The sequence below is a fragment of the Haloarcula sp. CBA1129 genome (genome assembly GCF_008729015.1).
GTDB lineage: Archaea > Halobacteriota > Halobacteria > Halobacteriales > Haloarculaceae > Haloarcula.
In genome coordinates this window covers 101565-128400 of record NZ_RKSM01000001.1, presented here as the reverse complement: position 1 = coordinate 128400, position 26836 = coordinate 101565, and the positions used below count along the sequence as shown (strand labels likewise).

General features: G+C 62.6%; 23 protein-coding genes. 15 read left to right on the top strand and 8 right to left on the bottom strand.

Annotation, left to right across the window (positions count from 1 at the left end; translation table 11 throughout):
- Positions 1-47: 47 nt before the first annotated feature.
- The 8 genes from Har1129_RS00575 to Har1129_RS00540 all read left to right on the top strand — a co-directional run bounded on the left by Har1129_RS00575 (position 48) and on the right by Har1129_RS00540 (position 9923).
- Complete coding sequence (locus Har1129_RS00575) at positions 48-1502, top strand: Na+/H+ antiporter NhaC family protein (protein WP_151098874.1); 1455 nt, start codon at positions 48-50, stop codon at positions 1500-1502.
- Between the two features lie 76 nt (positions 1503-1578).
- The gene (locus tag Har1129_RS00570; RefSeq protein ID WP_151098873.1) at positions 1579-3297 is read left to right on the top strand and encodes a radical SAM protein; all 1719 of its coding nucleotides are present in this window, start codon (positions 1579-1581) and stop codon (positions 3295-3297) included.
- A gap of 68 nt (positions 3298-3365) precedes the next feature.
- On the top strand, positions 3366-5183 hold the full coding sequence (locus Har1129_RS00565; protein WP_151098872.1) for a flippase-like domain-containing protein: 1818 nt from the start codon (positions 3366-3368) through the stop codon (positions 5181-5183).
- 219 nt (positions 5184-5402) lie between these two features.
- Complete coding sequence (locus tag Har1129_RS00560; protein ID WP_225307709.1) at positions 5403-6323, top strand: DUF726 domain-containing protein; 921 nt, start codon at positions 5403-5405, stop codon at positions 6321-6323.
- A 255-nt stretch (positions 6324-6578) separates the two neighbouring features.
- Entirely contained in the window at positions 6579-7544 is a 966-nt protein-coding gene (locus tag Har1129_RS00555; protein ID WP_004517203.1) for a transcription initiation factor IIB family protein, read from the top strand.
- 122 nt (positions 7545-7666) lie between these two features.
- Positions 7667-8695: a site-specific DNA-methyltransferase gene (locus Har1129_RS00550; protein WP_151098871.1), complete on the top strand. Its 1029-nt coding sequence runs from the start codon at positions 7667-7669 to the stop codon at positions 8693-8695.
- 36 nt (positions 8696-8731) lie between these two features.
- Complete coding sequence (locus Har1129_RS00545; protein ID WP_151098870.1) at positions 8732-9421, top strand: type I 3-dehydroquinate dehydratase; 690 nt, start codon at positions 8732-8734, stop codon at positions 9419-9421.
- An 85-nt stretch (positions 9422-9506) separates the two neighbouring features.
- Entirely contained in the window at positions 9507-9923 is a 417-nt protein-coding gene (locus Har1129_RS00540; protein WP_151098869.1) for a DUF6677 family protein, read from the top strand.
- 36 nt (positions 9924-9959) lie between these two features.
- Here Har1129_RS00540 and Har1129_RS00535 read toward each other — a convergent pair whose 3' ends face one another.
- On the bottom strand, positions 9960-11126 hold the full coding sequence (locus Har1129_RS00535; protein ID WP_151098868.1) for a 3-dehydroquinate synthase II: 1167 nt from the start codon (positions 11124-11126) through the stop codon (positions 9960-9962).
- 251 nt (positions 11127-11377) lie between these two features.
- Here Har1129_RS00535 and Har1129_RS00530 point away from each other — a divergent pair, with 251 nt between their 5' ends.
- Positions 11378-12688 (top strand): P-loop NTPase, encoded by a 1311-nt coding sequence (locus tag Har1129_RS00530; protein WP_151098867.1) that lies wholly within the window; start codon positions 11378-11380, stop codon positions 12686-12688.
- On the opposite strand, the gene Har1129_RS00525 is transcribed toward Har1129_RS00530, so the two are convergent.
- From Har1129_RS00525 to trpC, 4 genes are read right to left on the bottom strand one after another with little or no spacing between them, the layout of a single operon-like run.
- Entirely contained in the window at positions 12685-13488 is an 804-nt protein-coding gene (locus Har1129_RS00525; RefSeq protein WP_151098866.1) for a 2-amino-3,7-dideoxy-D-threo-hept-6-ulosonate synthase, read from the bottom strand. The genes Har1129_RS00530 and Har1129_RS00525 overlap by 4 nt on opposite strands.
- 26 nt (positions 13489-13514) lie before the next feature.
- Positions 13515-14345 (bottom strand): tryptophan synthase subunit alpha, encoded by an 831-nt coding sequence (gene trpA, locus Har1129_RS00520; protein ID WP_151098865.1) that lies wholly within the window; start codon positions 14343-14345, stop codon positions 13515-13517.
- A complete protein-coding gene (trpB, locus tag Har1129_RS00515) occupies positions 14345-15655 on the bottom strand; it encodes a tryptophan synthase subunit beta (RefSeq protein ID WP_151098864.1) in 1311 nt (436 codons plus the stop codon). The genes trpA and trpB overlap by 1 nt, the downstream gene beginning before the upstream one ends.
- Positions 15652-16464, bottom strand: coding sequence for an indole-3-glycerol phosphate synthase (gene trpC, locus Har1129_RS00510; RefSeq protein WP_151098863.1), 813 nt, complete (start codon positions 16462-16464; stop codon positions 15652-15654). The genes trpB and trpC overlap by 4 nt, the downstream gene beginning before the upstream one ends.
- Positions 16465-16592: 128 nt before the next feature.
- On the opposite strand from trpC, the gene Har1129_RS00505 reads away from it, so the two are divergent.
- The 3 genes from Har1129_RS00505 to Har1129_RS00495 all read left to right on the top strand — a co-directional run bounded on the left by Har1129_RS00505 (position 16593) and on the right by Har1129_RS00495 (position 20144).
- Positions 16593-17090 carry a GNAT family N-acetyltransferase gene (locus Har1129_RS00505; protein ID WP_151098862.1) on the top strand — a complete coding sequence of 166 codons (498 nt, stop codon included), beginning with the start codon at positions 16593-16595 and terminating at the stop codon, positions 17088-17090.
- Positions 17091-17190: 100 nt separating this feature from the next.
- Positions 17191-18378, top strand: coding sequence for a redox-regulated ATPase YchF (locus Har1129_RS00500; protein ID WP_151098861.1), 1188 nt, complete (start codon positions 17191-17193; stop codon positions 18376-18378).
- Between the two features lie 125 nt (positions 18379-18503).
- A complete protein-coding gene (locus Har1129_RS00495) occupies positions 18504-20144 on the top strand; it encodes a methyl-accepting chemotaxis protein (protein ID WP_151098860.1) in 1641 nt (546 codons plus the stop codon).
- Between the two features lie 48 nt (positions 20145-20192).
- On the opposite strand, the gene Har1129_RS00490 is transcribed toward Har1129_RS00495, so the two are convergent.
- The 3 genes from Har1129_RS00490 to Har1129_RS00480 all read right to left on the bottom strand — a co-directional run bounded on the left by Har1129_RS00490 (position 20193) and on the right by Har1129_RS00480 (position 22088).
- Complete coding sequence (locus Har1129_RS00490) at positions 20193-20732, bottom strand: hypothetical protein (RefSeq protein ID WP_151098859.1); 540 nt, start codon at positions 20730-20732, stop codon at positions 20193-20195.
- A 103-nt stretch (positions 20733-20835) separates the two neighbouring features.
- Positions 20836-21435: a hypothetical protein gene (locus tag Har1129_RS00485; protein ID WP_151098858.1), complete on the bottom strand. Its 600-nt coding sequence runs from the start codon at positions 21433-21435 to the stop codon at positions 20836-20838.
- A complete protein-coding gene (locus Har1129_RS00480; RefSeq protein WP_151098857.1) occupies positions 21432-22088 on the bottom strand; it encodes a thioredoxin domain-containing protein in 657 nt (218 codons plus the stop codon). The genes Har1129_RS00485 and Har1129_RS00480 overlap by 4 nt, the downstream gene beginning before the upstream one ends.
- A gap of 406 nt (positions 22089-22494) precedes the next feature.
- On the opposite strand from Har1129_RS00480, the gene Har1129_RS00475 reads away from it, so the two are divergent.
- The 3 genes from Har1129_RS00475 to Har1129_RS00465 all read left to right on the top strand — a co-directional run bounded on the left by Har1129_RS00475 (position 22495) and on the right by Har1129_RS00465 (position 26832).
- Positions 22495-23514 (top strand): glycine betaine ABC transporter substrate-binding protein, encoded by a 1020-nt coding sequence (locus Har1129_RS00475; protein WP_225307708.1) that lies wholly within the window; start codon positions 22495-22497, stop codon positions 23512-23514.
- A 6-nt stretch (positions 23515-23520) separates the two neighbouring features.
- The gene (locus Har1129_RS00470) at positions 23521-25953 is read left to right on the top strand and encodes a methyl-accepting chemotaxis protein (RefSeq protein WP_151098856.1); all 2433 of its coding nucleotides are present in this window, start codon (positions 23521-23523) and stop codon (positions 25951-25953) included.
- 234 nt (positions 25954-26187) lie between these two features.
- The gene (locus Har1129_RS00465) at positions 26188-26832 is read left to right on the top strand and encodes a helix-turn-helix domain-containing protein (protein WP_151098855.1); all 645 of its coding nucleotides are present in this window, start codon (positions 26188-26190) and stop codon (positions 26830-26832) included.
- Positions 26833-26836 lie beyond the last annotated feature (4 nt).

Here is a 26836-nt window from a genome sequence, read left to right as displayed (position 1 = left end):
TATTATCGCTCTATTTAATACATATGAGTTATTAGGCCGGAACAGACGTGACATCACTAACTCTCGAACCGCTAACGTACGAGGACATCCCGTCGGAGCGCCGACCCGGCGTACTGCAGGCGTTGGTCCCCGTACTCGGTGTCGTCCTGTTCCTCGGCATCGGATCCGGATTTCTGAAGTTGGCCCCACACGGGCCGCTGCTCTGGAGCATCGTGCTGACTGGCGCAGTCGGAAAATACTGGCTCGGTTACTCGTGGGACGACCTCTACGAGGGTCTCGCGGACAGTCTGCTAATGGGCCTGCAGGCCATCCTCATTCTGTTCATCATCTACGGCCTCATCGCGACGTGGGTTAGCGCGGGCACCATCCCCGGGCTGATGTACTACGGGCTCTCAATACTGACGCCGGACGTGTTCCTCCCGGCGACAGCGCTGCTTGCGATGGTCGTCGCGTTCTCCATCGGGTCCTCTTGGACGACGGCTGGCACGCTCGGTGTGGCCTTTATCGGTATCGGCTCCGGTCTCGGCGTGCCCACACCGATGACCGCTGGTGCCATCCTCTCGGGGGCCTACGCAGGCGACAAGCAGTCTCCGCTCTCAGATACGACGAACCTCGCGGCCGCCGTGACGAACACCGACCTCTACGACCACATCCGGGCGATGCGCAACGGGACCGTTCTGGCGTTTGGCCTCTCGGTCCTGCTCTACGCTGCGCTGGGACTGCGTACTGTCGGTGACATTCCAGCCGGACGCGTCGCCGAGATACAGGGCGCACTCGCTGGCAGCTACGACCTCTCGGTACTGGTACTCCTCCCACTCGTTGTCACCTTCGGGCTGGCGCTGTACGGACTCCCCGCACTCCCGACGCTAGTCGCTGGTGTCTTTGCCGGGACTTTCACGACCATCTTCGTTCAGGGCCGGTCGTTCACTGCCGCTTGGACGGTCTTTCTCGACGGGACGGCCCCTGAAACGGGGATGGACCTCGTGAACGACCTGCTGGCAAGCGGTGGTATCTCGGGATCGGCTTGGACGATTGCCGTCGTCGTCGCGGCCCTCAGTCTCGGCGGCCTCCTCGAACGAACTGGGGTCCTCGCCGTACTCGCACACCACCTCGCGACCGCGGTCCGTGGCCCGCGTAGCTTGGTTGTCGGGACCGGCGTTTCGGCAATCTTCGTCAACGCCTTCTCCGCCCAGCAGTACATGAGCATCGTCGTCCCCGGGCTCACCCTCCGAAATCTCTATGACGAGTACGGTCTGGCCAGCGACGATCTCTCACAGGCTATCGAATCCGCCGGAACCCCGACCGGCGCGCTCTTTCCGTGGCACGCCGGGGCTGTCTACATGTCTGCAGTCTTCGGGGTCGGAACGCTTGCGTACGCCCCGTACTACTTTTTCGCGTTCCTCTCACCGTTGATTCTGTTCGCAACGACAGTGTTTGGTGGACGATACGACGGGACCGAGCACGCTGATTCGGCCACGTCGTCCGCTGTCGCCGACGACTGAGTTCGTCAGCTTCTGCGTGTTCTGTCGCCACGGACGACCAGACACGGTTTTAGGTATCGAACGTCAAGCGACGGGTATGACTGACCCCGAGACGCTCGACGTGACCATCGTCGACGGCTACGTCGACGAGCCCGCACACTTCGGGGTACCGCCGTACATCTCGACGTACCCGCGGTACGCTGCCGGTGCGCTCGTCGACGCCGGCATCCCCCGCGAACAGATAACGTATCACACTATCGACGAACTCAGGGAGGACAACGCCGTCTGGCGAGATATTGAGGCCGCCGACCTCATGGTGTACGTCGGCGGCATGACCGTCCCCGGCAAGTACGTCGGCGGGACGCCGGCCGAACCCGACGAAGTGCGCGAACTCGCATGGACAGCCAACGGGACTTCCATCATGGGCGGTCCGGTCCGCTTCGGCGTCGGCGAGGCCAACGAGGGTGCGAGCGAGACAGCCCGCGACGACCTCGATTTCGACTTCTTGGCGATGGCAGATGTTGAGGCCGCCGTTTACGACCTCGTGGAGTCCGGTCTTGAGGGATTCAACGACCGCTACCGGGACATCGAAGAGGAGACCCGCTGGGCACGCGCCGGCGCGTTCGTCGTCGAACAGCACCCGAACCACCCGGACTACCTCATCTGCGAAATGGAGACGTCCCGGGGCTGTCCGTACCGATGCTCCTTCTGCACGGAGCCGATGTACGGCAACCCGGACTTCCGGCCGCCCGAGAGCGTCGTCGACGAGGTCGACGCCCTTTCCGACCGCGGCGTGAAGCACTTCCGGCTGGGCCGACAGGCCGACATTCTGGCCTACGGCGGCGACGGCGAAGCGCCAAACCCCGACGCCCTCCGACGGCTCTATGGCGGTATCCGTGAGGTCGCACCGGATCTGGAGACGCTCCATCTGGACAATATGAATCCCATAACGGTCGTGAAATGGCCCGAGAAGGCCCGCGAGGGGATTCGAATTATCGCCGAGCACAACACGCCCGGGGACACCGCCGCCTTTGGCCTAGAATCGGCCGACCCGAACGTGATGAGCGACAACAACCTCAACGTCACCGCCGACCAGTGTTTCGAGGCGGTGAAAATCGTCAACGAGGTGGCTGGCTGGCGGCCCGGGGGAGCGAAAGACTCTGCTCCCAACTTCGGCGACGACGCCGCCCGTCGGCTTCCGAAGCTCCTGCCCGGCATCAATCTCGTCCACGGGCTGAAAGGCGAGACGCGAGAGACCTTTGAGCACAACAAACGGTTCCTTCAGCGAGTGTATGACGAGGGACTGATGCTCCGCCGGGTAAACATCCGGCAGGTGATGGCGTTCGAGGGGACCGACATGGCCGACACTGGCGCAGACATCGCCAAGGATCATAAGCAACTGTTCAAGCAGTACAAACAGGAGGTCCGGGAGACCATCGACAACCCGATGCTCCAGCGGGTCGCGCCGCCGGGGACGATACTGCCCGACGTGCATCTGGAGTACCACCAAGACGGCAAGACCTTCGGCCGGCAGTTGGGGACTTATCCGCTGCTCGTGGGTATTCCGGGCGAACGCGAACTCGGCAGCGTCGTCGACATCGCGGTTACCGACCACGGCTACCGGTCGGTCACCGGCGTCCCCTATCCGCTGGACCTCAACGATGCGTCGATGGACGAACTCACCGCGATTCCCGGTATCGGCCGAAGTACCGCCGGCGACGTGGTGGTAAACAGACCCTACGAGTCGGTCGGCGACATCGACGTTGCATCCATCGAGCGCTTCGCGACCGCCCAGTCACCGGAAGGCGCTGACTAACGGCCGTTTCGGTCCCGGCAGCGTAACGAACGGAAAGTACTTTTCACTCCGGGGATGACCAAGAGCGTATGACTGCAGTCGAGGTGAGCGTCGTTCTCCCTGCCTACAACGAAGCAGACACCATCGAGCAGACGGTCTCCACAACGCTCGAAACGCTCGCCTCGTTTCTCCCCGAAGACGCGTATGAAGTTATCGTCGCAGAGGACGGCTGCTCGGACCGCACGCCAGAAATCGCGACGCGACTCGCACACGAGGACAGCCGGGTCCGACACGTCCACAGCGACGACCGCCTCGGCCGCGGTGGCGCGTTAGAGTATGCCTTCGAGCGGGCCGACGGCGAGACGCTGGTGTATTTCGATACTGATCTGGCGACGGACATGTCGCATCTCGAAGAGTTGGTCAACGCTGTCCGTATCGATGGGTACGACGTGGCGACGGGATCGCGCTGGATGCCTGAGAACCGTGCCGATAGACCCGCAAAGAGAGGTATTCCGAGCTTCGGCTACAACACGCTTGTCCGGGCGGTCCTCCGGTCCGAGATTCAGGATCATCAGTGCGGGTTCAAAGCGTTCGACCGGCAGGCACTGGAGACGCTACTGCCCCGCGTGCAGGACGAACACTGGTTCTGGGACACTGAACTGCTGGTGAAGGCCCAGCGCGACGGCTACCGGGTGAAGGAGTTCCCTGTCGACTGGACACCGAAGGGTGATTCGAAGGTCGATATCGTCCGGGACGTGTTCGGGATGGGCAGCCAGATACTCCGGACCTTCTGGGAACTGTCGGTCAGTCCCCGAATCACCCGCGAGGTATCGCTCGGCGCGGGGACGATGCTCGTCGTTATTGCTCTCCTGTTGATGACGCAGTATCTCGACCCCGACCGCGTCCTCGCGGAGATGGCCGGCGCAGCACCGGAGATCGTCGCGCTGAGCGCCGTCGTCTACGCCGTCTCGTGGCCGCTTCGCGGTATCCGCTACCGAGACATCCTCGTTTCGATGGGGTATCGAGAGCGCTGGGGGTTCCTGACGGGAGCGATATTCATCAGCCAGACTGGAAACCTCGTGTTTCCGGCACGGGCCGGCGATGCTGTCCGGGCGTACGTCATCAAGGCCCGTCGCTCGATTCCGTACCCCTCCGGGTTCGCATCGCTGGCCGTCGAGCGGGTGTTCGACCTGCTGACGATAACGCTGCTTGCCGGCGTCGTTATGATCGGACTGGCTGCAACCGGGTCGGCCGAACAGTTGCTGACCGCGTTGACAGGCGGCACCGTCGGCGGCGACGCGGCAAGCAGCGGTCGAACGGCCGTCGCCGTCGCCGCCGGGGTCGGCCTCGCAGCGATCGGCGCGGTGGTCGCTATCGTCGCCAGCGCACGCACGGACCGGAACTTCGTCCGGGCGATTATCGGCCGACTGAGCAGCGACTCGTATGCCGACTACGTCGCCGGCGTTATCGAGGGGTTCGTCGGTGACGTGCAGACAGTTGCTGCCGACGGCCCAGCCTTCGCTCGTGTCGGTGCGGGGAGTCTGCTCATCTGGACGCTTGATGTGGTTACGGCGTTGATCGTCTTCGCCGCTTTCGGCTACAGCCTGACGCCGTCGCTGGTGGCTGTCGGCTTTTTCGCGGTCAGCGTCGGTAACCTCGCAAAGGTCCTGCCGCTGACACCCGGCGGCGTCGGTCTCTATGAGGGGGCATTCACCGTCATCGTCGCGTCGCTGACGCCGGTCAGCGTCGCCGCGGCTGTCGGCGTCGCTATCGTCGACCACGCGGTCAAGAACGTCGTCACCATCATCGGCGGCGTCGCGTCGATGGCTTGGCTCAACGTCTCGCTGACGACGGCCGTCGAGGAGTCCCAGTCTACAGACGCTATCGAACCGGAAACGAACGACTGAGTACAGTTTTGACGCGCCCCGCAGCAGCACTCCATCACTACCGGGATTTCCCTGACAGTACCCGGGACGGTACAACAATACTCTACTAAGATTCATTCCAGCTGGCAGATTCTGGAGCAGTGTATTTCTTTACTAATCTTATAAATAATGGCGTTTTTACCAACAATGTTAATTATAATAGTTAATATTATATAATTTGGAAGGCTACGCGTTTCTGGTATGTTCCAACGTAGCATACAATCGGGCGAACTGGACAGCCAAACGCGACGGAGGTTCCTCAAAGCCTCGACCGGTACTGTGGCATCGGTGGCAGCACTCGGTGCGAGTGGCTCTGTACGAGGCGGCAAATTCGGCGGTGATGACGGAGAGTACACGGCTCCATCGGGGTTCCCGCTCGTTTCGACGCGTGATCAGTTCACAGACGACGCAAAACTGAAATCTGAGTATACTGAGACAGAGTACGAAGCAATCGGGGATTGGGACTCTAGTCAGGACAGTGATTATTCGGAACTCGTCATCTTCGTCCACGGTTGGAGTCTCGGGGAAACGGATGCTCGAAACGCCGCCTACACCTGTCAGATCGGGCTTGAAGAGAACGAATACGACCAATTCACCGTGGGATTTACTTGGGATGCCGATAAGGGCGACGGCATCGGCTGGAACGAGGGCGTCGCTATCGCCGAACAGAACGGTCCGAAACTCGCACAGTGGGTTGTCGACCACAACGACGGCGGTGGGCTTCCAATCCGGATAATCGGACATTCGCTTGGCGCAAAGGTAGCTGTCGAGGCGGTGGAATCGCTTCACGAGCGCGGCCGTGAAGATGCCGTCACATCGGTGACGCTACTGGGTGGCGCTATCGGAGAATCCGTCGTTGAGGTCGACGAAGCGTACGGTGAGCCGATTGAGTACGCCACCACGTCTTTCAACAACTTCCACAAGGACGACGACACGGTGCTGGGGATTGCATTCAGTGCTGCCGAGTGGGCGGAAGCGGTCGGTGAAACGGGTGTTCAGAGTCCCGAAGATGCCCCCGAAAACTACACTGATTACGATGTAACGGAGATCGTTGCTGACCACAATTCATATTACGAACCTAGCGAGGGGTGTCTGCCCGCTGTCGTCGAGACGTTTCAGTAGGAGGTGATAGCGAAAAGGACTACTCCACATCGTCGGCAATTATATCTGGGTTGTGGGAAATCAGCCTGAAACACACAAGGGCTGCCATATGAATGGTCATGCGACTGATGCACAAACATGGGTTACGTGACGTGTATCGACGGTCTCCATTACAATACCGGAATGTTTTAATAACTTTCGTTCGAATACAGTGTTACCGACTGCCTCCGGGTTCTGCGATGTCTCTCACCCGGTGAGCACCCGCCTTCGCAACCAATGAGTGAACACACACGGACGCGACAGCAGCATGAGGAACAGACGACGGAGTCGACGGAATCGGAGAGCACAGCGTGCCCGGAGTGCAGTGGCTCGCTCGTTATCGACGACGAACACGGCGAGACGGTCTGTGAGGACTGTGGCCTAGTCGTCGAGTCCGACGAAATCGACCGCGGGCCCGAGTGGCGCGCGTTCGACTCCAGCGAGAAAGACGAGAAGTCCCGCGTCGGCGCGCCGACGACGAACATGATGCACGACAAGGGCCTCTCGACCAACATCGACTGGCGCGATAAGGACGCCTACGGCAACTCCCTGTCGGGCAAACAGCGCCAGAAGATGCAACGCCTGCGCAAGTGGAACGAGCGGTTCCGTACCCGTGACTCCAAGGAGCGCAACCTCAAGCAGGCCCTCGGTGAGATCGACCGCATGGCCTCCGCGCTCGGTCTGCCGGAGAACGTCCGCGAGACGGCCAGCGTCATCTACCGCCGTGCACTCGACGAAGACCTGCTTCCCGGCCGCTCCATCGAGGGTGTCTCGACGGCCTCCGTCTACGCCGCCGCTCGTCAGGCCGGCGTCCCGCGGAGCCTCGACGAGATCACGGAGGTCTCCCGCGTCGAAAAGAGCGAGATCGCCCGCACCTACCGCTACGTCGTCCGCGAGCTCTCGCTCGAAGTCCGCCCCGCCGATCCCGAGAGCTACGTCCCGCGGTTTGCCTCCTCGCTTGAACTGTCCGACGAGGCCGAGCACCGCGCCCGCCAACTGCTCCAGAACGCCAAGGAACAGGGCGTCCACTCCGGTAAGTCGCCGGTCGGCCTCGCCGCCGCCGCCGTCTACGCCGCTGCGCTGTTGACCAACGAGAAGACGACCCAAGCCGCGGTATCTGAGGTCGCCGACATCTCCGAGGTCACCATCCGCAACCGCTATCACGAACTGCTGGAAGCCGAGCAGGACCTTCCTGTCGCGTAAGCTCGGTACTCGCGTTGCACCGCTGTGAGGGCCGTTTTTGCCATCGAGTGTCACACGCAAAGCGTGTACTTCGCCGACCGATAACCGCAAGACTAGAGTCGTCCCGTCCGCTGGGACCCGGTATGGAGACGACACACCGGGTTCAAACCGGTGACGCCCGAACGCTCGACTGTCCCGACGACAGCGTCGAACTGGTGGTCACGTCCCCCCCGTACCCGATGATCGAGATGTGGGACGACATCTTCGCTGAACTGGACCCCGACATCGGATCGGCGCTGGACCGCGGCGACGGGGACCGAGCGTTCACGCTGATGCACGACGTACTCGATTCGGTGTGGGCGGAGATAGAGCGTGTTCTGGTTCCCGGCGGTATCGCCTGCATCAACGTCGGGGACGCGACACGTTCGATGGACGACGGCTTTCGCTCCTATCCGAACCACGCGGAGATAACCGACCGGCTGACCGACCACGGACTGCGCGCGCTGCCCGACATCCTGTGGCGCAAACCGACCAACAGCGGCGCGAAGTTCATGGGTTCGGGGATGGTCCCGCCCAACGCCTATCCGACGCTTGAACACGAACACATCCTCGTGTTCCGCAACGGGGAGCGCCGCCGCCTCGAACCGGGCGCTGACCGCCGCTACGAGAGCGCCTACTTCTGGGAGGAACGCAACGAGTGGTTCTCCGACCTCTGGGAACTCCGCGGCGAGGCACAGGAGCTCGACGACGGCCTCCGGGACCGCTCGGGTGCGTTCCCGCTGACGGTGCCGTACCGACTCATCTCCATGTTCTCGGTGTATGGCGACACCGTGCTCGACCCGTTTCTCGGGACCGGGACGACCACGCTGGCAGCGATGGTCGCCGGTCGGAACTCGGTTGGGGTGGACCGCGATCCGGACCTGCTATCGGCGCTCGAAGACCGAGTCGCCACCGCACCGGAACGCTCCCGGACCATCGCTCAGGAGCGCCTCGCCGACCACCGCTCGTGGGTGGAACAGCGGCGGGCCGACGGCAAGGAACCGGGCTACGAAGCCAAGCAGTACGACTTCGCCGTCAACACGAAACAGGAGCAGCGGATTCAGTTCTACGCGGTCGACTCTATCGAGCCGACCGATGACGGTTTCCGGGCCGTCCACGAGCCGGTCGAGTAAGCGCGGCTTTTTGTGCGACTCCATCGAAGCCAACGTATGAACTTCGAGTCGTTCACGCTGCTCGCCGCTACCGATGACCTCGGGGTGGCGCCGGCCGCCCGCGCCGATGCCGACGGGGTGGAACTACGGATGGATTTCGCCGACGAGCCACTGGCACAACTAGACGCCTACGACGGTGAGCTCCCGGTACTCGTCACGAACCGACCGACGTGGGAGGGCGGCGAGGCGGCCGACACCGCCGGCCGACTCGACGCGCTCGAAACCGCGCTCGAACACGACGCCGTGACGGCCGTCGACCTCGAACTCGCAGCGCTCGAAGGAGCCGGCGACCACGACGCCGGACGGGTCGCCGATACGGCCCGCGACAACGGCGCATCCGTGGTCGTCTCGACGCACAACTTCGAGTCGACGCCCGACCGTGACGCCATCGTGAGTCGACTCGAACGAGCCTGTACACACGGCGACGTGGGAAAGATGGCAAGTACGGCCCAGTCGCCGGACGACGTACTGGCGATGCTGGGAGCGACCCGTGAAATGACGACCGGCGGCGAGCAGGTGGCCACGATGTGCATGGGTGCGGCCGGTCGCCACTCCAGAGCCGTCGCCCCGCTGTACGGCTCCCGTATCGGCTACGCGCCGGTCGACCCGGCCGACGCGACCGCACCGGGGCAGTACGACCTCGCGACGCTCCGGACGCTGGTCGGACAGCTACAGAGCAACGCCTGAAGGCAGCCTGCGCCTGTCACATGATTTTCCTCCGGACGGTAATCCTTCGGAAGATATAGGAGTATGCGAGACGGATTCGCGGAGTATGACTGACATAGGACGCAAGCGGCCGTTACTGGCCGTAGTGCTTGCGTTCATTTTCCCGGGATTGGGACACTTCTACCTTCGTAAGTGGGGTCGGGGACTGCTGTGGCTCGGGTTCTTGTTCATGCTGTCGGTGGTGTTTGTCGTCACTGGCGCTATCGAGCCCGTCACCCAGCTAAGCCTAGATGCTATCTCGTCGTCGTATCAGTCCAGACCCACGGAAGTAACAATCGGCTCGGTCGTGATTACGACGCTTAACGTCGCCGACGCCTACTGGGTCGCGGTCAACGAAAACCAGACACAGGAGGTCGAAGCCGGCATGAAGTGTCCGAACTGCGGCAAGGAACTCGATGAGGACATCGACTTCTGCCACTGGTGTACGACGCAACTGGAACCGGTCGAGGCAGACCAGCAGTAACCTCGGGCCTGCGGTCAGTCCCGGGCTGAAGCCGGCTTACTTCTCGATGATGCTCTCTTCGATCCGTTCGCCGAAGTGCGTCGCCGTATCCTCGTGGTAGATGAGGATTTCGTCACCGGGTTCGAGGTTCGTGACGGCGGTTCGCCCGTCCTGAGTGTGGACTTTGATCGTCTCGGCGTTCTGGAGCAGCGTCTCGATGCGGTCGCCGTCCGCGGTCTCGGCCTGCACGCGGAACATGGGGCGCTTCTCGATTTTCGCGCGGCCGACGATGGCCTCGCGGGTGCGACCCTTCGCGTCGACGATCTGGACCTCATCACCGGACTGGAGTTCCGAGAGGTACTTCGTCCCGCCGTCGGGGGTTCGGACGTAGGCGTGGACCGCGCCGGCATTGACCCGGAACGGCCGGGAGGCGACGTACGGCGACTCCGCCGTCTCAGCGTGGACGAAGAAGAGGCCGCGCGCCATCGACCCGACGAGCATCCCCTCGTCGTGTTCCATCAGGCTGCCCGTGTCGATACAGACGCGGTCGGCGGAGCCAGTCTGCTCGATGGCGGTGACCTCGGCGTACTCCAGATCGAGTGACTCCCGGCCCATCTCGTCGCGGACCTCGACGGTCTTGCGTATCTCGTCGACGTCGTCCGTGTCCAGCAGGACGCCGTCGGCCCCCAACTCCAGCGTCTCGTAGGCCGTTCGGGCGTCCTCGGCGGTCCGGACGCCGGCGATAAGGTCGGTCTCCTCGCCGACGCGGGCGATAAGGTTCTCCAGCGGGATTATCTGCCAGTTCTCGCCGATAACGATAGTGAAATCGGCTTCAGCGGCGACCGCTTCGGCGAAGGCCTCGTAGTCCTCATCGAAGATGCGGACGTAGCCGCCATCGGGAGCGGCCCCGTTCTGCCGGAGCGTCGAAAGATCCGCTGAGCCGGAGAAATCGGACGGAAGGTCAACCGTGCCGTCGCCCTCACCGTCTTTGCCGACGATGGTTGCATCGGCCTCTGAGTCCGCTGCCTCGGCCTCCATCACGTGGACGTCGCCGTTGGTGAACGCGGCGATGTTTATCTCCCCGAGTTCCGAGACGCGGTCGACGTCTTCCTCGTCGACCAGTACCCAGTCGACGCCGGCCTCGATACCGGCGGTTATCCGGCGTTTCCGTGTCTCCCAGTCGCCGACTTCGCTGTCGGCTTTGAGCCAGACGCTTCGAGTCATACGCCCACGTCCGCAACGGCGGGGCTTGAACGTGGCGGAACCCGGGTCGGACTGTCGGATAGCAGACAGTCCAGCGGGAGTCGTGATCTGTCGCTGCCGAGGACGAGAACCGTTGGATTTCCTGTAATTCGAGACTGCGCAATTCGGCCGTTATTATTTACTGTATCTAGTTATCGTAATCAAATGTTGGCCAGCAGACTTATCAATGAGCTTGACCAATCATGTGATCACAGAATACTTTCCTGCTACAGATGGTGACTAACCACGTCTATACAGTTGCCGGGGCGAAAGGCGGGGTCGGAAAAACGACATCCAGCATCAACCTCGGGACGCTGCTGGCAACAGCTGGATACTCGACTGTCGTCGTGGAGATGGACCTCCCGATGGCGAACCTCGTCGATTTTCTCGATGTAGACATTGACACCGACGAAGACGCGACGCTGCATGACGTACTCGCCGGCGACGCGTCAGTAACGGATGCGATGTACGAAACCGACACAAACCTCACAATCGTTCCGAGCGGGACCACGCTCGACGGGTACGTTGACACCGACCTCGACCGGCTTCCCGATATCGTCGAAACCCTCCGGTGGCACCACGATGTCGTTCTGTTAGACACGCCAGCGGGCGTGAGTGAGGAGACGATTCGGCCGCTCCAGCTCGCCGACGAGGTTCTGCTTGTTTCGACACCGCGGGTGGCGTCGATCCGGAACGTTTCGAACACGAAAGAGCTCGCCGAGCGGGTCGACGCGCCAGTCCGGGGCCTCATCCTCACGAAGTCCGGGACGGGCGCGTCACCGGGTGCCGACGAGATATCGGAGTTCCTCAACGTCGAACTGCTCGGTCACGTTCCGGAGGACGACGCCGTCCCGCACTCACAAGACGGCGGCGTCCCTGTCGTTCAAAACGCACCCAGCAGCGGCGCCGCAATCGCTTATAAACGGATCTCGAAACAGCTTGTCGAAGCAGAAAAGGCGTCAACTGAGTCCACAGCGGACACACCCACTCAATCGGACTCACCCATCCCGGACGACACAGTGTCAGCATCCCGTCGAACGGACCACCAGACACAGCCGCATACAGCCGAGTCCGTCGGCACAACGGACGGTGGCCGGAAAATTCACCACTCGGATGGGAGCGCTGACGATAGCGACCTGATCGGCCCATCGCCGGCCAGTCAGGAAGCCGGAGCTGATCGGCCGGCGGATGACACAGCGGAATCAGCTGGCTCCGCGAGAACGCCTGTCTCAGAGCGCCAGCCACCGGGATCAGAGGAGAACGCTGAAGCCCCGTCGATAATTGACGGCACTGATCTGGTAGACACCGATTCAGGACTGGGTGACGGAGCAGCTGAAAATGCCCACATGCCGGACGCGGCCGCTGGGACATCGCAATCCGCTGGCAACGATTTGGGCCAAGATACCGGCGCATCACAGCACGAGACTGAGCCGGCCACCGGCTCGCCGTCAGACTCCACGCGCGAAAGTGATTCGGAGGCCACCAACGATGGGGATGATGCTGACGGTCTCGGCGCGCGAATGCGGGCGTTGTTTGGCCTCTAAGCTTCGACGGCCAGTCCGGCCTCGCGGAGCGCCTCTTCGGTGGTGGCGTCGTCGTGGACGACAGCGGAGACGGCGCGGGCGATCTTCTCCGGTTCGTCGTGCTGGAAAATAGAGCGGCCCATCGAGACGCCGGAGGCCCCGGCGTCCATCGTTCCTCGGACCATGCGAACGGTGTCTTCGTCAGTCCCCTTCGAGCCGCCGGCGATGACCACCGGCAGCGACGTGGACTCGACGACGTGCTGGAAGGTTTCCGCGGAGCCGGTGTAGCCCGTCTTGACGATGTCCGCGCCGAGTTCCTCGGCCAGCCGGACGGCGTGGCCGACGGATTGGTTGTAGTCCTCGTTCTCGGCGTCGATGTCGGGGCCGCGGGCGTAGGCCATCGCCAGCACCGGCAGGCCGTACTGGCTGGCTTCGGTCGTCAGTTCGGAGAGCTCTTCGATCTGTTCGGGTTCGTACTGGCTGCCGACGTTGATATGGAACGAGACGGCGTCGGCCCCGGCGCGGATGGCGTCCTGAACAGTGCCGGTGGTTCGCTTATCCTGCTCGTCCGGCCCGATAGTGGTAGAGCCGTTGAGATGCGTGATGTAGCCCGCGTCGTTCTTGTTCGGATGGACGCGCCCGGCGATACCCCGCTGGGTGAGGACGGCGTCCGCGCCCCCGCTGGTGACCGCGTCGATGGTGGATTCGATGTCTTTGAGGCCCTTTACAGCCCCCATTGTGATGCCGTGGTCCATCGGGATGATGACGTATGTGTCGTCTGTCCCGATGCGTTCGAGTCGTGCGCGTTTTCCTGCAGTCATGTTATGAGACAGTGTGGCAAGTACGATTATGTGCGTTCCGGTTGCGGTCGTTCTGACGCTCCCCGGAGCGCACCCTCCTTGAGTTCGCGAGCCTTCGCTTCGAGCCGGTCGGCCACCTCCTCGATGGAATCGCCGTTCTCGTGGCCCTCGGCGACGATATCGACCAGCGCGGAGCCGACGATAATACCGTCAGCGCCGGCAGAGACGATGCGCTCGGCGTGGTCACCGGTTTTGATGCCGAACCCGACAGCCTTGGGAACGTCCCAGTCGGAGAGTCGGGCCAGCGATTCCTCAGTGGCGTCGTCCACGTCCTCGCGCGCGCCGGTGACGCCCAGACGCGCCTGAACGTAGACGTAGCCCGACACCTGTTCGAGCATCCGTTCGAGCCGGTCGCCTTTCGTCGTCGGCGCGACGATGAACACCAGGTCGAGACCGAACTCGTCACAGGCCCGACGCAGCGGGGCGGCTTCCTCGGCGGGGAGGTCCGGGACGACAAGCCCCTCGATGCCGACCGCGGCGGCTTTCTCGACGAACGGACGCGGCCCCTCACCCGCACCGTATTGATAGATCAGGTTGTAGTAGGTCATACACACCAGCGGCACGTCCACGTCGAGGTCCGTGACGAACTCGAAGAAGCGGTCGGGCGTCATCCCGGCTTCGAGCGAGCGAACGATGGCGTTCTGGATGGTCTTACCCTCCGCGATGGGCTCGGAGAACGGCAGGCCGAGTTCGATCACATCGGCCCCGCCGCGGGCCAGCGCCTCGACGTACTCCAGAGAGGCCTCATAGTTCGGGTCGCCGGCGGCGAGGTACGGGACGAAGGCGGATTCGTCGGCGAAAGCGCGTTCGAGCCCCATCAGAGGCCACCCCCGCCGACGCGCTCGAAGATAGACATGTCGGGCGCGATGTCGAGGTCGCGCTTGCTGGTCTCCTCGATGACCGTTTCGAGGTCCTTGTCGCCGCGGCCGGAGACGTTGACGACGACGGTGTCGCCGACCTCGTCGTGGTGCTCTTCCAGATACCCGAAGGCGTGGGCCGTCTCAAGCGCCGGGATGATACCCTCGTCTTGGGAGAGCCGGTGGAACGCCTCTAGCGCGGTGTCGTCGTCGACGTTGACCGGCGTGACTCGGTCCTCGTCGACAAGATGGGCGAGTTCCGGGCCGACGCCGGCGTAGTCCAGCCCCGCGGACACCGAATGCGATTCCATAATCTGGCCGTCCGAATCCTGCAGGAGCTTCGTGCGCGCGCCGTGGAGGACGCCCTCATCGCCGGTCGACAACGTCGCGGAGTTGGGCGCGACGCCTTCCTCCTCGTCGACCTGCAGCGAGGAGCCGCCCGCCTCGACGGCGTAGAGGTCGACACGGCCTCGCGGCTCGTCGCTGCTCGACTGTTCCGGGGAGCGTGGCTCCCCATCATCCTCGACGAAGTGTGCGAACGTCCCCATCGTGTTCGAGCCGCCGCCGGCACACGCGATGACGGAATCAGGAAGGCTCCCGGTCTTCTCGATTGTCTGCTCGCGGGCCTCCTCGGAGATGACCGCCTGGAAGTCCCGGACCATCTTCGGGAACGGGTGCGGGCCGACGACGCTCCCGATGACGTAGTGGGTGTTCTCGACGGTGGTCGCCCAGTCACGCATCGTCTCGGAAATGGCTTCCTTCAGCGTACCGCGGCCGACCGTCACGGGATTGACCTCGGAGCCGTTGATGCGCATCCGGAACACGTTGGGTCGCTGGCGCGCGATGTCGGTCTCGCCCATGTAAATCTCACAGGGCATGTCGAGATGGGCCGCCGCCATCGCCGTCGCCGTGCCGTGCTGGCCGGCCCCGGTCTCGGCGATGATGCGCTCCTTGCCCATGTACTTCGCCAGCAGTACCTGCCCGAGCGCGTTGTTGAGCTTGTGGGCCCCGCCATGCAGCAGGTCCTCGCGCTTGAGATACACATCCGTGTCGTAGCGGGCCGAGAGCTGCTCGGCGTACTGGAGCGGCGTCGGTCGGCCGCCGAAGTCGGCCAGCCGCTCCCGGAACTCGTCCATGAAGCCGTCCTCGTTTTCGAGCACGTACCGCTGGTAGGCGTCGGTCAGCTCTTCGATAGCTGGCATCAGTGCCTCGGGCACGTACTGTCCACCGTACTCGCCGAATTTGGGGTCGTGTGCGTCGTCAGTGCTCATGTGTCTGTAGTCGTCTCAACCGCATCGGTTTCCGCGTGTGTCAGTCGCCGCGTGTTCGCTTCCACGTCCGTTGCCGCGCCGTGGTCCATGATGGCCGAGCCGATCAGCAGGGCGTCCGCACCGGCGTCGCGCATCCGCAAGACATCGTCTGCTGTCTGTATGCCACTTTCAGCAATGAGTGTGACGCCCTCGGGCACGTCGGGCGCGACGCCTTCGAACGTTCCGAGGTCAACCGCTAACTCGCCGAGGTCGCGGTTGTTGACGCCGATGATCTCCGCGCCTGCGTCGAGTGCTGTCTCGACCTCAGCAGCCGTGTGGGTCTCCACAAGGACCTGAAAGCCGCGCTCGCGCGCAGCCGTGAGAAGGTCTGTGAGGTCGTCCGTTCCGTCAGCTTCGAGAAAACGGACGATGAGGAGGATAACGTCGGCCTCGACGACATCTAGCTGTTCCTCGTGGAGGATGAAGTCCTTCCGCAGAACAGGCACGTCGACGGCCTCGCGAACCGCTTCGAGCGTCGCCGCTGACCCGCCGAAATGCTCCGGTTCGGTCAGGACAGACAGCGCCGCCGCGCCGCCCTCGACCATCTGTCGGGCGAGGTCGACCGGGTCGTCAGCCCGTTCGCCCTCGGCGGTCGGGCTCGTGGGCTTGATTTCGGCGACGACCGGCGTCCGCCCGGCGTCTACCGCCGCGTCGAAGGCGTCCGGCAGCGATCGGGGCGTCACCGAAACACGGTCACCGCCGCCACCGCGTTCCCGCGCCGCGTCGAGAATCGACTGAACCGCTGGTGCTATCTCCTCACTGTCGTCCATTACTGAACACTAACGTACAGAAGTGTACATAAGAGTTGCCCTATTATCTCGGGGAACAGGACACGACCGATACCCTCCGTTGTCAAACATTCCACAGTTCTATACTTCTCCACGTTACATGTTCACGTATGTCGTTTCAAACCGTCATTCGGCCGGCCGAGTCGGTGGATATCGCGGACATCCGCCGGGTCGCCAAGGCGACATGGCATACCGTGTACGATGACATCCTTGGGGCAGAGACAGTGGAAGCGCATCTGAAAGAGGGGTACGCGCCGCCGCTATTGGAGCAGATGATCGAACTCGAAGAGGTCGGCCTGTTCGTTTCGATGGCCGACGATGACGTGGTGGCGTACATGAGTTGTGGGATGACGGACGCGGCCGGCTTCGGCGACCTCGACATATACGTCCACCCGGACTACTGGGGGGAAGGCATTGGGACGGAGTTACTCTACCGCGGCGAGCAGCACCTACACGACCTCTCCGTGCGGAAAATCCGCGACGAGGTGCTGGCCGAAAACGAGATCGGTAACGGGTTTTACCGGTCCCACTTCGAGAAGGTCGACGAGCGGACGACCGAGGTCGGCGGAGACGGACACCCAGTCAACGTATATGAGCGGCGACTGTAGGCGGGTAAGACGGGTATCCGTTCCCAGTGCGTGTGTGACTCACACGCTCTCGTAGCTCGTGTAACAGCGTTTAAGCCGCTGAAACCGCTTCATCGGTGCAATGAGCTACAAGATCGGACTCGTCGGCAAACCCTCTGTCGGCAAGTCCACGTTTTTCAATGCGGCGACGATGAACGACGTGCCCGAGGGCGCGTATCCGTTCACGACAATCGACCCCTCGATGGGCGAGGCGTACGTCCGCGTCGACTGTGCGGCTCCGGAGTTCGACCACACCTGTACGCCCAACCACGGCTACTGCACGGACGGCGTCCGGTTCGTCCCGACGAAACTCGTCGACGTGGCCGGCCTCGTCCCCGGCGCACACGAAGGGAAGGGGCTGGGGAACCAGTTCCTCACGGACCTCAACGAGGCCGACGTGCTCGTCCACGTCGTCGATTTCACCGGCGAGACGGACCTCGAAGGAGAACCCACCGAGGACCACGACCCGCGCGAGGACATCGACTTCCTCGAAGACGAACTGGATATGTGGTATCTCGATGTTCTGGAGAAGGGCATCGAGCGCTACCGTTCCGGGTACCACGGTGAGGACAAGGCTATCGAGGACGACCTCGCCGAGCAGATGTCGGCGTTCAAGATCAACGCCGACGAAATCAAGCAGGTCGTGCTGGCTCTGGATCTGGAACTGGACCCCGACACATGGGACGACGAGGACAGAGAGGCACTCGCTCGGGAAATCCGCATCCGGACCAAGCCGATGCTCATCGCGGCGAACAAGATGGACACCCCAGCGGCGCAAGAAAACTGGGAGCCAATCACCGAGGACCCAGAGTACGAACATCTCACGTTCGTCCCCGTCTCGGCCCACGCCGAGAAGGCGCTGAAAAACGGCAACGAGCAGGGTGTGCTCGACTATCGGCCGGGCGACGAGGACTTCACCGTGACGGCTGACCTGCCCGAGGAGAAGGCTGCGGGGCTGGAACAGATACGGGACTTCGTGACGGCGTTCGGCGGCACGGGCGTCCAGCAGGCCCTCGAAACCGCACTGTTCGAAGAACTGGGCGCTATCGCGGTGTTCCCCGGCGCTCGCAAGCCCCAAGAGGACGGGACCTTCCTGCAGGACTGTTTCGTCCTCCCCGACGGGTCGACCGCAGAGGACTTCGCGTATTTCCTGCACACCGACATCGGCGACGGATTCCTCCACGCCCACGACGTGCGAACCGAGCGGCAGATCGGTGCTGACACCGAACTCGACCACCGCGACGTGGTCGAGATTACGACAACGAACTGACACTGAGAGATTCACCGCTGATACTCCGAGGGTGCGGTTTTTGATAGACCGAGGTAAACGAGTCATATGCACCCCGAAAGGCCCAGTTCCGTCGTTTGTTTGCTACCGGTGTCGAGGTGGCACCGATGACAACGGCAGATGATTCGACGGATCCGCTTGGCCGACTCATGCTTGCGGTCGGCACTGTCCCGATGACAATTGAGCCGTACTTGCCAACGCCGCTCCGTCGGACATTCAGCGCTCGCGTCTTTTTGCTTGCGGCAATGTCGATTGTGGGCGCACCGGCGCTGGCTATCGTGCTGTTTTCCTCCGTGACAGCTGCCGCGGTGTTCATCGGGTTTGTCGTCGCCGTGACCGGTTTTCTGGGCTACTGTGAAATGTACCGCGCGATAATCGAGATCAACCGAAAGGCGACAGCAGTCGACAACGGCCAGTACGACATCGACTTCGGCGCCGACCGGATCGACGAGGTCGGGGACACGTACGCGAAACTCGAACGGGCCGCGGCCTCGCTCGGCCAGAACATCCGGGAGGCAACCGAAGCGCAAGAACGCGCCGAAGAAGCGCGCGAAGCAGCCGAAGAGGCCCGTGAAACCGCAGAGGGTGAGCGAAGTGAGATGGAGGCGCTGAGCAGCCACCTCGAACTGAAAGCGACACAGTACCGCACAGCGCTCGACAACGCAGCCAGCGGCGACCTGACCGCCCGTGTCGACACCGACAGCATGAGCGATGCGATGACCGCCGTCGGAACCGCGATTAACGAGACGCTTGCTGCCCTAGGGACCGCCATCAGCAGCGGCCAGTCGACCTCGACACGTATCGCCACTGGAAGTGAAACCGTGTTGACCGACGGCCAGCAGGTCCGTGACGAGACAGAGTCCGTGGCCGACACTGCATCCGACATCGCCGACGGGGCAGCAACGCAGCGCCAGCAGCTAGATGACGCGACGAGCGAACTCAGTGACCTCTCAGCTACCGTCGAGGAAATGGCGTCGTCCGTGGCCGAGATCGCAGAGCAGAGCAACACTGCCGCGGACCTCGGCCGAGACGCCCAGCGATCCTCCTCGGAAGCCCAGAGCGCCGTCGATGAAATCCGACACTACTCGACGAGCGCCGCGAGCGAGGTCCAGCAACTGGACGATATCGCCGAGGACATGGCCGAAATCGTCGAAGTCATCGACGGCATCGCCGAGGAGACGAACATGCTCGCCCTGAACGCTTCCATCGAAGCTGCCCGTGCCGGCCAAGCGGGGTCGGGCTTTGCCGTCGTCGCGGACGAAATCAAACAGCTCGCAACCGAAACGCAGGCAGCCACCGCCGACGTGGAGGGTCTCATCGGATCGTTGCGGTCTCAGGTCGGTACGTCCGTCGACGCCATGGAGACGATGGAAGACGCTGTCGACCGCGGCAGCAATACTATCTCCGAGACCATTACCACGCTTGAGGACGTGGTCGACGCCACTGTCGATGTCAACGGTGGGATTCAGGAGATCGACCGGGCGACCGACCAGCAGGCGACGAGCGCACAGGAAGTCGTGCGGATAATCGACGACATCAACGACATCGCCGGGGAGACCGCAGCCGACGCCCGTGAAATGGCTACGACGGTCGACCAGCAGGGCCAGACCGTTGCCGGGATGGTCGACTCTGTGGAGCAGTTCGCTGACGACGCCGACACGCTCAACGATGAACTCTCACAGTTCGAGACCACCGGGACCGACGGCGTGGACACGCCAGCCGGCTCCGGCTCTGCGATGAGCGACTGAGACGCGTCGGGTAGCGGTATCCCACACTGTCGGCTGACGGGCGTACGGCTACAGGAAGAGGTGAGCAAGCAACACGATGATGGCGACTTTCTTGACCAGAATCACACCGATAATCAGTTGCGTCGTCGACAGCCCCCGGACGCGCTCGATGCCTCGCCGGAGGAACGCGGGCGACTGGGCGAGTTCACGCACCAGCAACCGGGCCTCCGCGCGGAACGTCTCGACCGCCGACCCCTCGCCGTCGATGTAGGCGGCTTCCGGCCGCGGCAGCCACTGTGAGCCGGTGTATTCGAGTTCGACCAGCGAGCCTTCTAGGTGGCTGGCCTGCTCGAACTGCAGGCCGTTCGCTTCACAGAGCCGCTCGACCTTGGCGATGTCGCGGTCGCTGTCAAGGTCGTAGCGCCGCTGTATCGCATCGGTCGCCCAGTCGAACTGGAACTGACAGACGAGTTCGCTCTCGCCGACCCACACGTCGATGAGTTCGGCCAGTTCGACCGTGCCGACCGTTTCCTTTCGCTTCCGGTGGAGGTGCTCGTACTCGGCGAGGGACTCCCTCGAAGCCGTCACCTTGGACTCCGTCTCGGGCATACCTTCTCGGTATTGGTGTTCGGGTGACGACACTATACGTTTTCTCCCGTGAGACCAGTCGGGACTCCGTCCGAGTCGGAACGAGGGCCGGCCACCGACACAGTCAGATATCGACCGGACAGCCGTTGATCTCGCCGCCGCGCATCCCTTCGGCGAGCCAGTAGACGGACAGAGTCAACACCACGAGTGCCAGCAGTGCGAACTCCAGCCCATCCAGCGGCAGAAACAGCAGCGAGGTCGAGATACCGAGCAGCGACAGCAGCCCCAGCAGAACCGCCGACCCACAGGCCGCACAGCCCGCACCGAGTGTTCCGAGGATGACCCCCGCAGCGCCAGCGCCGCCCTGCTGGAGGTCGAGGCCGTGCTCGCGGAAGTGGTAGGTCACCAGCCCGATGTCGACGCCGGTGAAGACAGCAACGACAATCAGCAGGACCCCCTGTGCGGGGTTGAACGACGTGCCGATGAACGGGTACAGTTCGGCGAGCACGCGCAGTCGGCTGGCAATCGGGAGCGACCCCCCGACCACGAGATCAAGCACCAGCGGGACGTTCAGCGAGACGACGAACACCGTCAGCGAGACGACGGCGGCGATTGCGGCAACCGCCGCGTAGAACGGCAGCGTGAGCACCAGCCTGACCGTCCGGCCCATGAGCCGCCAGTCCCCGCGCGTCGTCGGCAGACGGAGCCCCCGTGCGGTGCTCATCCGTCGCGCTCTCCCAGTGCCTCCGAGATGAGGTCGTAACTGACGCTCCCGTTGACCTTCGTCACGAACTCACCGTCTTCGAACAGCAGAATAATCGGTGTCGTCTCACCCAGTCCAGCGTTCTCGGCCGCCTGAATATCCGCCTGAACAGCGTCGTCGTGTGCCCGCTCCCGCGCGTCGCTCGCGACCGCCTCGCCGTCTACCGCCGTTTCCTCGGTGAGAAACGTCGCTGTTCGCTCTAGAACGTTGTCCGAGTCGAACGACGACTGTTCGGCGAAGTAGTGGTCGAACAGCGCCCAATAGGCCTCGCTGTCGCGGGCGAACGTCGACTCCAGCGCCTGCGTCGCCGGCTCACCCCACGGGTAGATGACAGGATACGTTCGGACGACGTACGCGCCCTTGCCCGCGTCCACGATGTTCTCCCGGATATCCGGTAGCGTGTTCTCGTGGAAGCGGCGACATGTGGGACAGGAAGGGTCTTCGAACGCCAGAATGACGTGGCCGCCCAGTTCGCCACGGCGGGGCTGGGCTTCGAGGTCGGCGGCCGCCGGGTGACTATCGACGGATTCAGCGCGGTCCGCCTCGCTACTGCACCCCGCTACTGCGCCGACGACACCCACCCCGGAAAGTGTGAGAAAGCGTCGTCTGTTCATAGATGACTGGTTGGCCCGCGTTGGTTTAGCGTTTGTTCTACTGTGTGGCCCCGATGAGTAACCGTCTTGTCGCCGGCGGCAGTAGCATCTGCCGGCCGATGACGACGACTCACGGGGCCGAACCGGGGTGACTCCCCGTTGGTGACGAGCCCTATGAGTGCCGAGGCTTTCCCCAACTGCTAGCTGTAGCTGACGACGGTTCGCCGAGTGTGTTCCAACATCTCAATTTCAACTGACATGAACAGTATTTAGCACGTCAGTCATTGTGATGCCACCTCTGTAGAGAGGCCCTCTGTGGACACTGCCGATAGCTAGACTCTAAATTGTACACGGTTGTACTGTTCTAGTATCACTGTTGATACTCTCGGCAACGGCTTTTTGACTCTCATTAGCTACAGGTTGAGCAATGGTAGATGAAAGACGGCAGCCGTGGACCGGAAGCCGGCGACGGTTGCTCGGAATGCTCGCGACTGGTGGAACCGCCACACTGGTTGGTTGTTCGAGCGGCGGAGACACAGAATCAAGTACAGCCGAAAGTGGAGCCGGAGCGGCCGGATCAACCGACGGCTCTCTGTCAGTTGTTGTCAGTTCGAAAGGCTACACGGAACAGTTGAATCTCGGGTACATCGCCTACGAATTGCTCGCCAACAACACGAGCGCGAGTCTCGTGGATGAAACTGGCTTCGGAGGGAACGCGGCACACGCCGAAGCGTATCGGGCCGGCGACATCCACGCGTACTACGATTACATGGGGTCGCTGTGGGCTGCGCACCCACCCCGTCACGACGAAGCCAACTTCGAGACACCCGACGAACAGTACGAGGCGTTAAAGTCCGAGATGGAATCAGAACACCCAATTCGGATTCTCGACCGCGCAGACTGGCAGAACACGTGGGCCGTATTTATCCGCGAGGACGCTATCGAAGGAACCGGTATCGAGACAATCAGCGACCTCGCCGGCTACGTCAACGACGGGAACTACGATATCCGCCCGGCATTTGGCGACGGGTTCAGGACTCGCAGTGACGGGTTCGATGCCTTGCTGGACTACTACGGGTTTGACTCCGAGCACGTGGAACGCTGGGAGGCCGAACAGGAGTTCATCGAGGCGGCGTCGGCGCAGGCAGCTGGTACGGCCGTCGACGAAGGGTATGCTGACCTCAGCTTTGGGTACAGCACCAGCGCGTGGCTCACGACTGTCGAAGACATCGTGTACCTCGATGACGACCGGAACTTCTGGCCGTTTTTCCACCCGGTCGGTGTTGTTCACGAGGACGTCGCAACGGACGCCGTGGTGTCGGCGCTGAACAAGATGCCGGACGTCATTCCTGACGCGAAGACGATGCAAGAGCTGAACAGCCATGCAACCGAGGTCGGCAGCCAGCAGGCGGTTGTTGACCACCTCAAGGCCAACGGCTTCATCTGAATCAGTATGGACGAATCTACAGCACACGCAGACGGCGGTGGCGACGAGTCATCAGATGCACCAGCGTCAGCGGCCTCGGAGACGACAGTACTGGACCGGGCGAAAGCCATTGCGCTACTGCCAGTTCGGTCGTACCTCGTCAAGTTCGCCGTGGCGTTGCTCGTGATTGTTGTACTCATCGCGGCCGGCGGGTTCTGGGTACAAGGGAACGCAACTGCCACACTCGAAGACGACACAGCACAACAGCTCGTACAGGAGGTCAACGCCGAAGCCGGCCTGTTGAACGAGTGGGTTGAGCGCAACGAGCGGCCGGTGCTGGTCGCGTCGAACAATCCGCTACTCGGTTTCAACGCGACCCGCGGAGACCAGCAAGCCTACGTGGAAACACTCGCCGCGGATGAGCTACAGTCCGACCGCGTCGCTGCCGTCCATCTCGCAGATCCCACAGTCGGCACAGCAGGGGAGGCAAGGATTGTGGCGAGTACTGACGACACGCTCCGCGGAACGCGCGTCACATCGGACACCCATCCGTGGGTGGACCGGACTCGGTCTATCGGCCGCGACACAGTAGTCTCGTCGAACCCGTACACGAACGCGAACGACAAACGAGTGGTCAGTTCGATGAGCGTCGCCGCCGACTTCACACACGTACTCGTGGTCGAGTACGACGCTACCGACCTGAGCAAGCAGTTCAGCACTGGTATCGATGGCACGTTCACACAGGTCGTTCGTCCGACGTCGAGTTCGACTGAAGTCCTGTTCTCAGACGCAGGTACCAGTGCTGTCGGGCAGCCGTACATCCCGAACACGTCGCAGTCTGCCATCCCAGAGATTAGCACAGCGACGGAACAGGGCACCTTCACCAGCTCGCCAACAAAGGAAGAACTGCTCGACACCGAGCACGTCGCCGCGTACGCGACTATCCCCGGAACAAACTGGGTCGTTATCAAACACACACCTGCGGCGAATGCGTTCGCACTGAGCGAGCAGATTCGGACTGATATCTTGGCGTTCATTCTGCTCGCGCTCGGTGGTGTTGTCGTCGTCGGTGGAACGATTGGCCGGAACACGGCGACGTCCGTGCAACAGCTCTCTGCGGCCGCCACTGCCATCGAGCAGGGAGAGTACGACGTCAACGTTTCGAGCTCTCGTCGAGACGAAATCGGGCAGTTGTTCACGTCAATCGGGAGTATGCGCGATGCCCTCGTCTCGAAAATCGACGAAGCTGAGGCTGCCCGTGAGCAAGCAACAGACGCCCAGCAAGAAGCGGAGGAAGAGCGTGCCCGCGCCGAGCAGGCAAAGGAAGAGGCTGAGACGCTGGCGGCGGAACTGGAACAGCAAGCAGAGATATACAGCGACGTGATGGAAGCGTGCGCGGACGGCGACCTGACCCGTCGTCTCCCCGAAAGCGAGACCGACAACGAGGCGATGGCGGCTATCGCGTCGTCGTTCAACGATATGCTCGCACAGTGGGAGCGCACTATCGTCGACATTCAGGAGTTCGCGGATACCGTCACAGCCGCCAGCGAGGAGGCTGAAGTCGGGGCGGCTGACGCCGAGCGTGCGAGTGGTGAGGTCAGCGAATCGGTGCAGGAAATCGCGGCTGCCGCCGACGAGCAACGCGATATGCTGGACACGGTCTCGGGAGAGATGACTGACCTTTCGGCAGCCATCGAAGAGGTAGCCGCGTCCGCTGACTCGGTTGCAGAACACTCGAACCAGACCGCCGACGTCGCCCGAGAGGGCGAAGACACGGCCAGAGTCGCGCTCGAAAGTTCGCGCAGGGTACAGGAAGCCATCGACACGACTGTCGAGAACGTCGAACAGTTGGACGAGCAAATGGCGGAAATCAGCACCATCGTCGAGCTGATTGCAGACATCGCCGAGCAGACGAATATGCTCGCGCTGAACGCGAACATCGAAGCTGCACGTGCCGACAAAGACGGCGACGGGTTTGCCGTCGTGGCCGACGAGGTCAAGGAACTCGCCGGGGAAACGCAGGCATCGGCGACCGAAATAGAGCAGCTCATTACCGATGTCCAGTCACAGACGGAGACAACTGTCGACGAGGCCAGAGTAGCTGAGGAATCGATGGAGGCAGGCATCGACGCGGTCGAAGAGGTCATGGCGGCGTTCACAGAAGTATCGGAGTACGCCGACAAAACAGACGCCGGCGTTCAGGGGATCAGCGACACCACTGATGATCAGGCCGCCAGCACTGAAGAGGCGGTGTCGATGACCGAGGAAGTCGCTGACCTCAGTGAATCCACTGCTGATGAGGTACAGAGCGTGTCCGCCGCCGCAGAGGAGCAGGCGGCCTCGATGTCGGAGATTAACGACAGCATCAAATCGCTGAGCGGGCAGGCCGAACAGCTCAAGACGCTCCTCTCGGAGTTTGAGGTCAGTGTCGACGGGGGCGAACACTCCCGGGACCGCTGATCGACAGCCGCGTGAACAGGGCTGGCGCTCGGCGCAGTCCAGTACGCACTTTTCTCTGCCGTTTCGCTACGTGTGTCGACTGCAACGCGGCCCGATACGATCAGTGATCCAGTCGCAGTTCGCGTACGTTGCAGAGACAGCGTAGCTGTTCGTCGAGCAGCTCCGCCCTCGCGGTCGGTTTCGGTGCGTGAGAATCCCCAGTACGCCTTTATTTTGGTCGGCTGAGTAACACACATGAGCGTCATCTGTGAATTCGAGTTGCAGTCCGCAGATATGCCGCTGTGTGCGGTCGCTGCCGAACTAGATACCCAACTGATCGTCGACAGCGTCGTCTCCGGAACGACTGCGGAACCGGCGCTCGTGTTCTCCGCGACGGGTGTCGACCCGGACGCACTCGAATCGGCGTTGCTCGGCGACGAGTCAGTCGTGGAGTTCGTCGCTATGGACTCGGCTATCGTCGAGTCCCGATATCGTGTCGTCCTCGATACGAACTACGTCGAGATGTACACCCAACTCGTCGACCGGCAGACGTATCCGATGGGTGCGCTCGTGACCGAACACGGGTGGAAGGTGAGCACGCAGTTCGCCGACCGAGCAGACCTCGAAGCGTTCCGGGACACCTGTCAGTCACGCAGTGTCACGTTCCGCCCGCACCGGCTCTGCGAGACGGAGCACGGCGGCGACGATTACGGGCTCACCGCGCCACAGCGAGAGGCGCTGCTGGCAGCCCACCGACTGGGGTATTTCACCGTCCCCCGCGGGGCAGATCTGACGGAACTCTCAGCGGAACTCGACGCGACGGCGTCCGCGATCTCAGAGCGCCTCCGCCGTGGGACGGACCAGTTGATCGACCACACGATTGCCAGTTCCGAACAGTGACAGC

Excerpts from the sequence above, each read along its gene's own strand:
- Har1129_RS00560 (WP_225307709.1), top strand. The coding sequence starts at position 5,403 with ATGTTCCAACGTAGCATACAATCGGGCGAACTGGACAGCCAAACGCGA.
- Har1129_RS00540 (WP_151098869.1), top strand. The coding sequence starts at position 9,507 with ATGACTGACATAGGACGCAAGCGGCCGTTACTGGCCGTAGTGCTTGCG.
- Har1129_RS00530 (WP_151098867.1), top strand. The coding sequence starts at position 11,378 with ATGGTGACTAACCACGTCTATACAGTTGCCGGGGCGAAAGGCGGGGTC.
- Har1129_RS00505 (WP_151098862.1), top strand. The coding sequence starts at position 16,593 with ATGTCGTTTCAAACCGTCATTCGGCCGGCCGAGTCGGTGGATATCGCG.
- trpC (WP_151098863.1), bottom strand. The coding sequence starts at position 16,464 with ATGGACGACAGTGAGGAGATAGCACCAGCGGTTCAGTCGATTCTCGAC.
- trpA (WP_151098865.1), bottom strand. The coding sequence starts at position 14,345 with ATGGGGCTCGAACGCGCTTTCGCCGACGAATCCGCCTTCGTCCCGTAC.
- Har1129_RS00465 (WP_151098855.1), top strand. The coding sequence starts at position 26,188 with ATGAGCGTCATCTGTGAATTCGAGTTGCAGTCCGCAGATATGCCGCTG.
- Har1129_RS00545 (WP_151098870.1), top strand. The coding sequence starts at position 8,732 with ATGAACTTCGAGTCGTTCACGCTGCTCGCCGCTACCGATGACCTCGGG.
- Har1129_RS00495 (WP_151098860.1), top strand. The coding sequence starts at position 18,504 with ATGACAACGGCAGATGATTCGACGGATCCGCTTGGCCGACTCATGCTT.
- trpB (WP_151098864.1), bottom strand. The coding sequence starts at position 15,655 with ATGAGCACTGACGACGCACACGACCCCAAATTCGGCGAGTACGGTGGA.
- Har1129_RS00480 (WP_151098857.1), bottom strand. The coding sequence starts at position 22,088 with ATGAACAGACGACGCTTTCTCACACTTTCCGGGGTGGGTGTCGTCGGC.
- Har1129_RS00475 (WP_225307708.1), top strand. The coding sequence starts at position 22,495 with ATGGTAGATGAAAGACGGCAGCCGTGGACCGGAAGCCGGCGACGGTTG.
- Har1129_RS00555 (WP_004517203.1), top strand. The coding sequence starts at position 6,579 with ATGAGTGAACACACACGGACGCGACAGCAGCATGAGGAACAGACGACG.
- Har1129_RS00525 (WP_151098866.1), bottom strand. The coding sequence starts at position 13,488 with ATGACTGCAGGAAAACGCGCACGACTCGAACGCATCGGGACAGACGAC.
- Har1129_RS00565 (WP_151098872.1), top strand. The coding sequence starts at position 3,366 with ATGACTGCAGTCGAGGTGAGCGTCGTTCTCCCTGCCTACAACGAAGCA.
- Har1129_RS00490 (WP_151098859.1), bottom strand. The coding sequence starts at position 20,732 with ATGCCCGAGACGGAGTCCAAGGTGACGGCTTCGAGGGAGTCCCTCGCC.
- Har1129_RS00470 (WP_151098856.1), top strand. The coding sequence starts at position 23,521 with ATGGACGAATCTACAGCACACGCAGACGGCGGTGGCGACGAGTCATCA.
- Har1129_RS00535 (WP_151098868.1), bottom strand. The coding sequence starts at position 11,126 with ATGACTCGAAGCGTCTGGCTCAAAGCCGACAGCGAAGTCGGCGACTGG.
- Har1129_RS00570 (WP_151098873.1), top strand. The coding sequence starts at position 1,579 with ATGACTGACCCCGAGACGCTCGACGTGACCATCGTCGACGGCTACGTC.
- Har1129_RS00485 (WP_151098858.1), bottom strand. The coding sequence starts at position 21,435 with ATGAGCACCGCACGGGGGCTCCGTCTGCCGACGACGCGCGGGGACTGG.
- Har1129_RS00500 (WP_151098861.1), top strand. The coding sequence starts at position 17,191 with ATGAGCTACAAGATCGGACTCGTCGGCAAACCCTCTGTCGGCAAGTCC.
- Har1129_RS00550 (WP_151098871.1), top strand. The coding sequence starts at position 7,667 with ATGGAGACGACACACCGGGTTCAAACCGGTGACGCCCGAACGCTCGAC.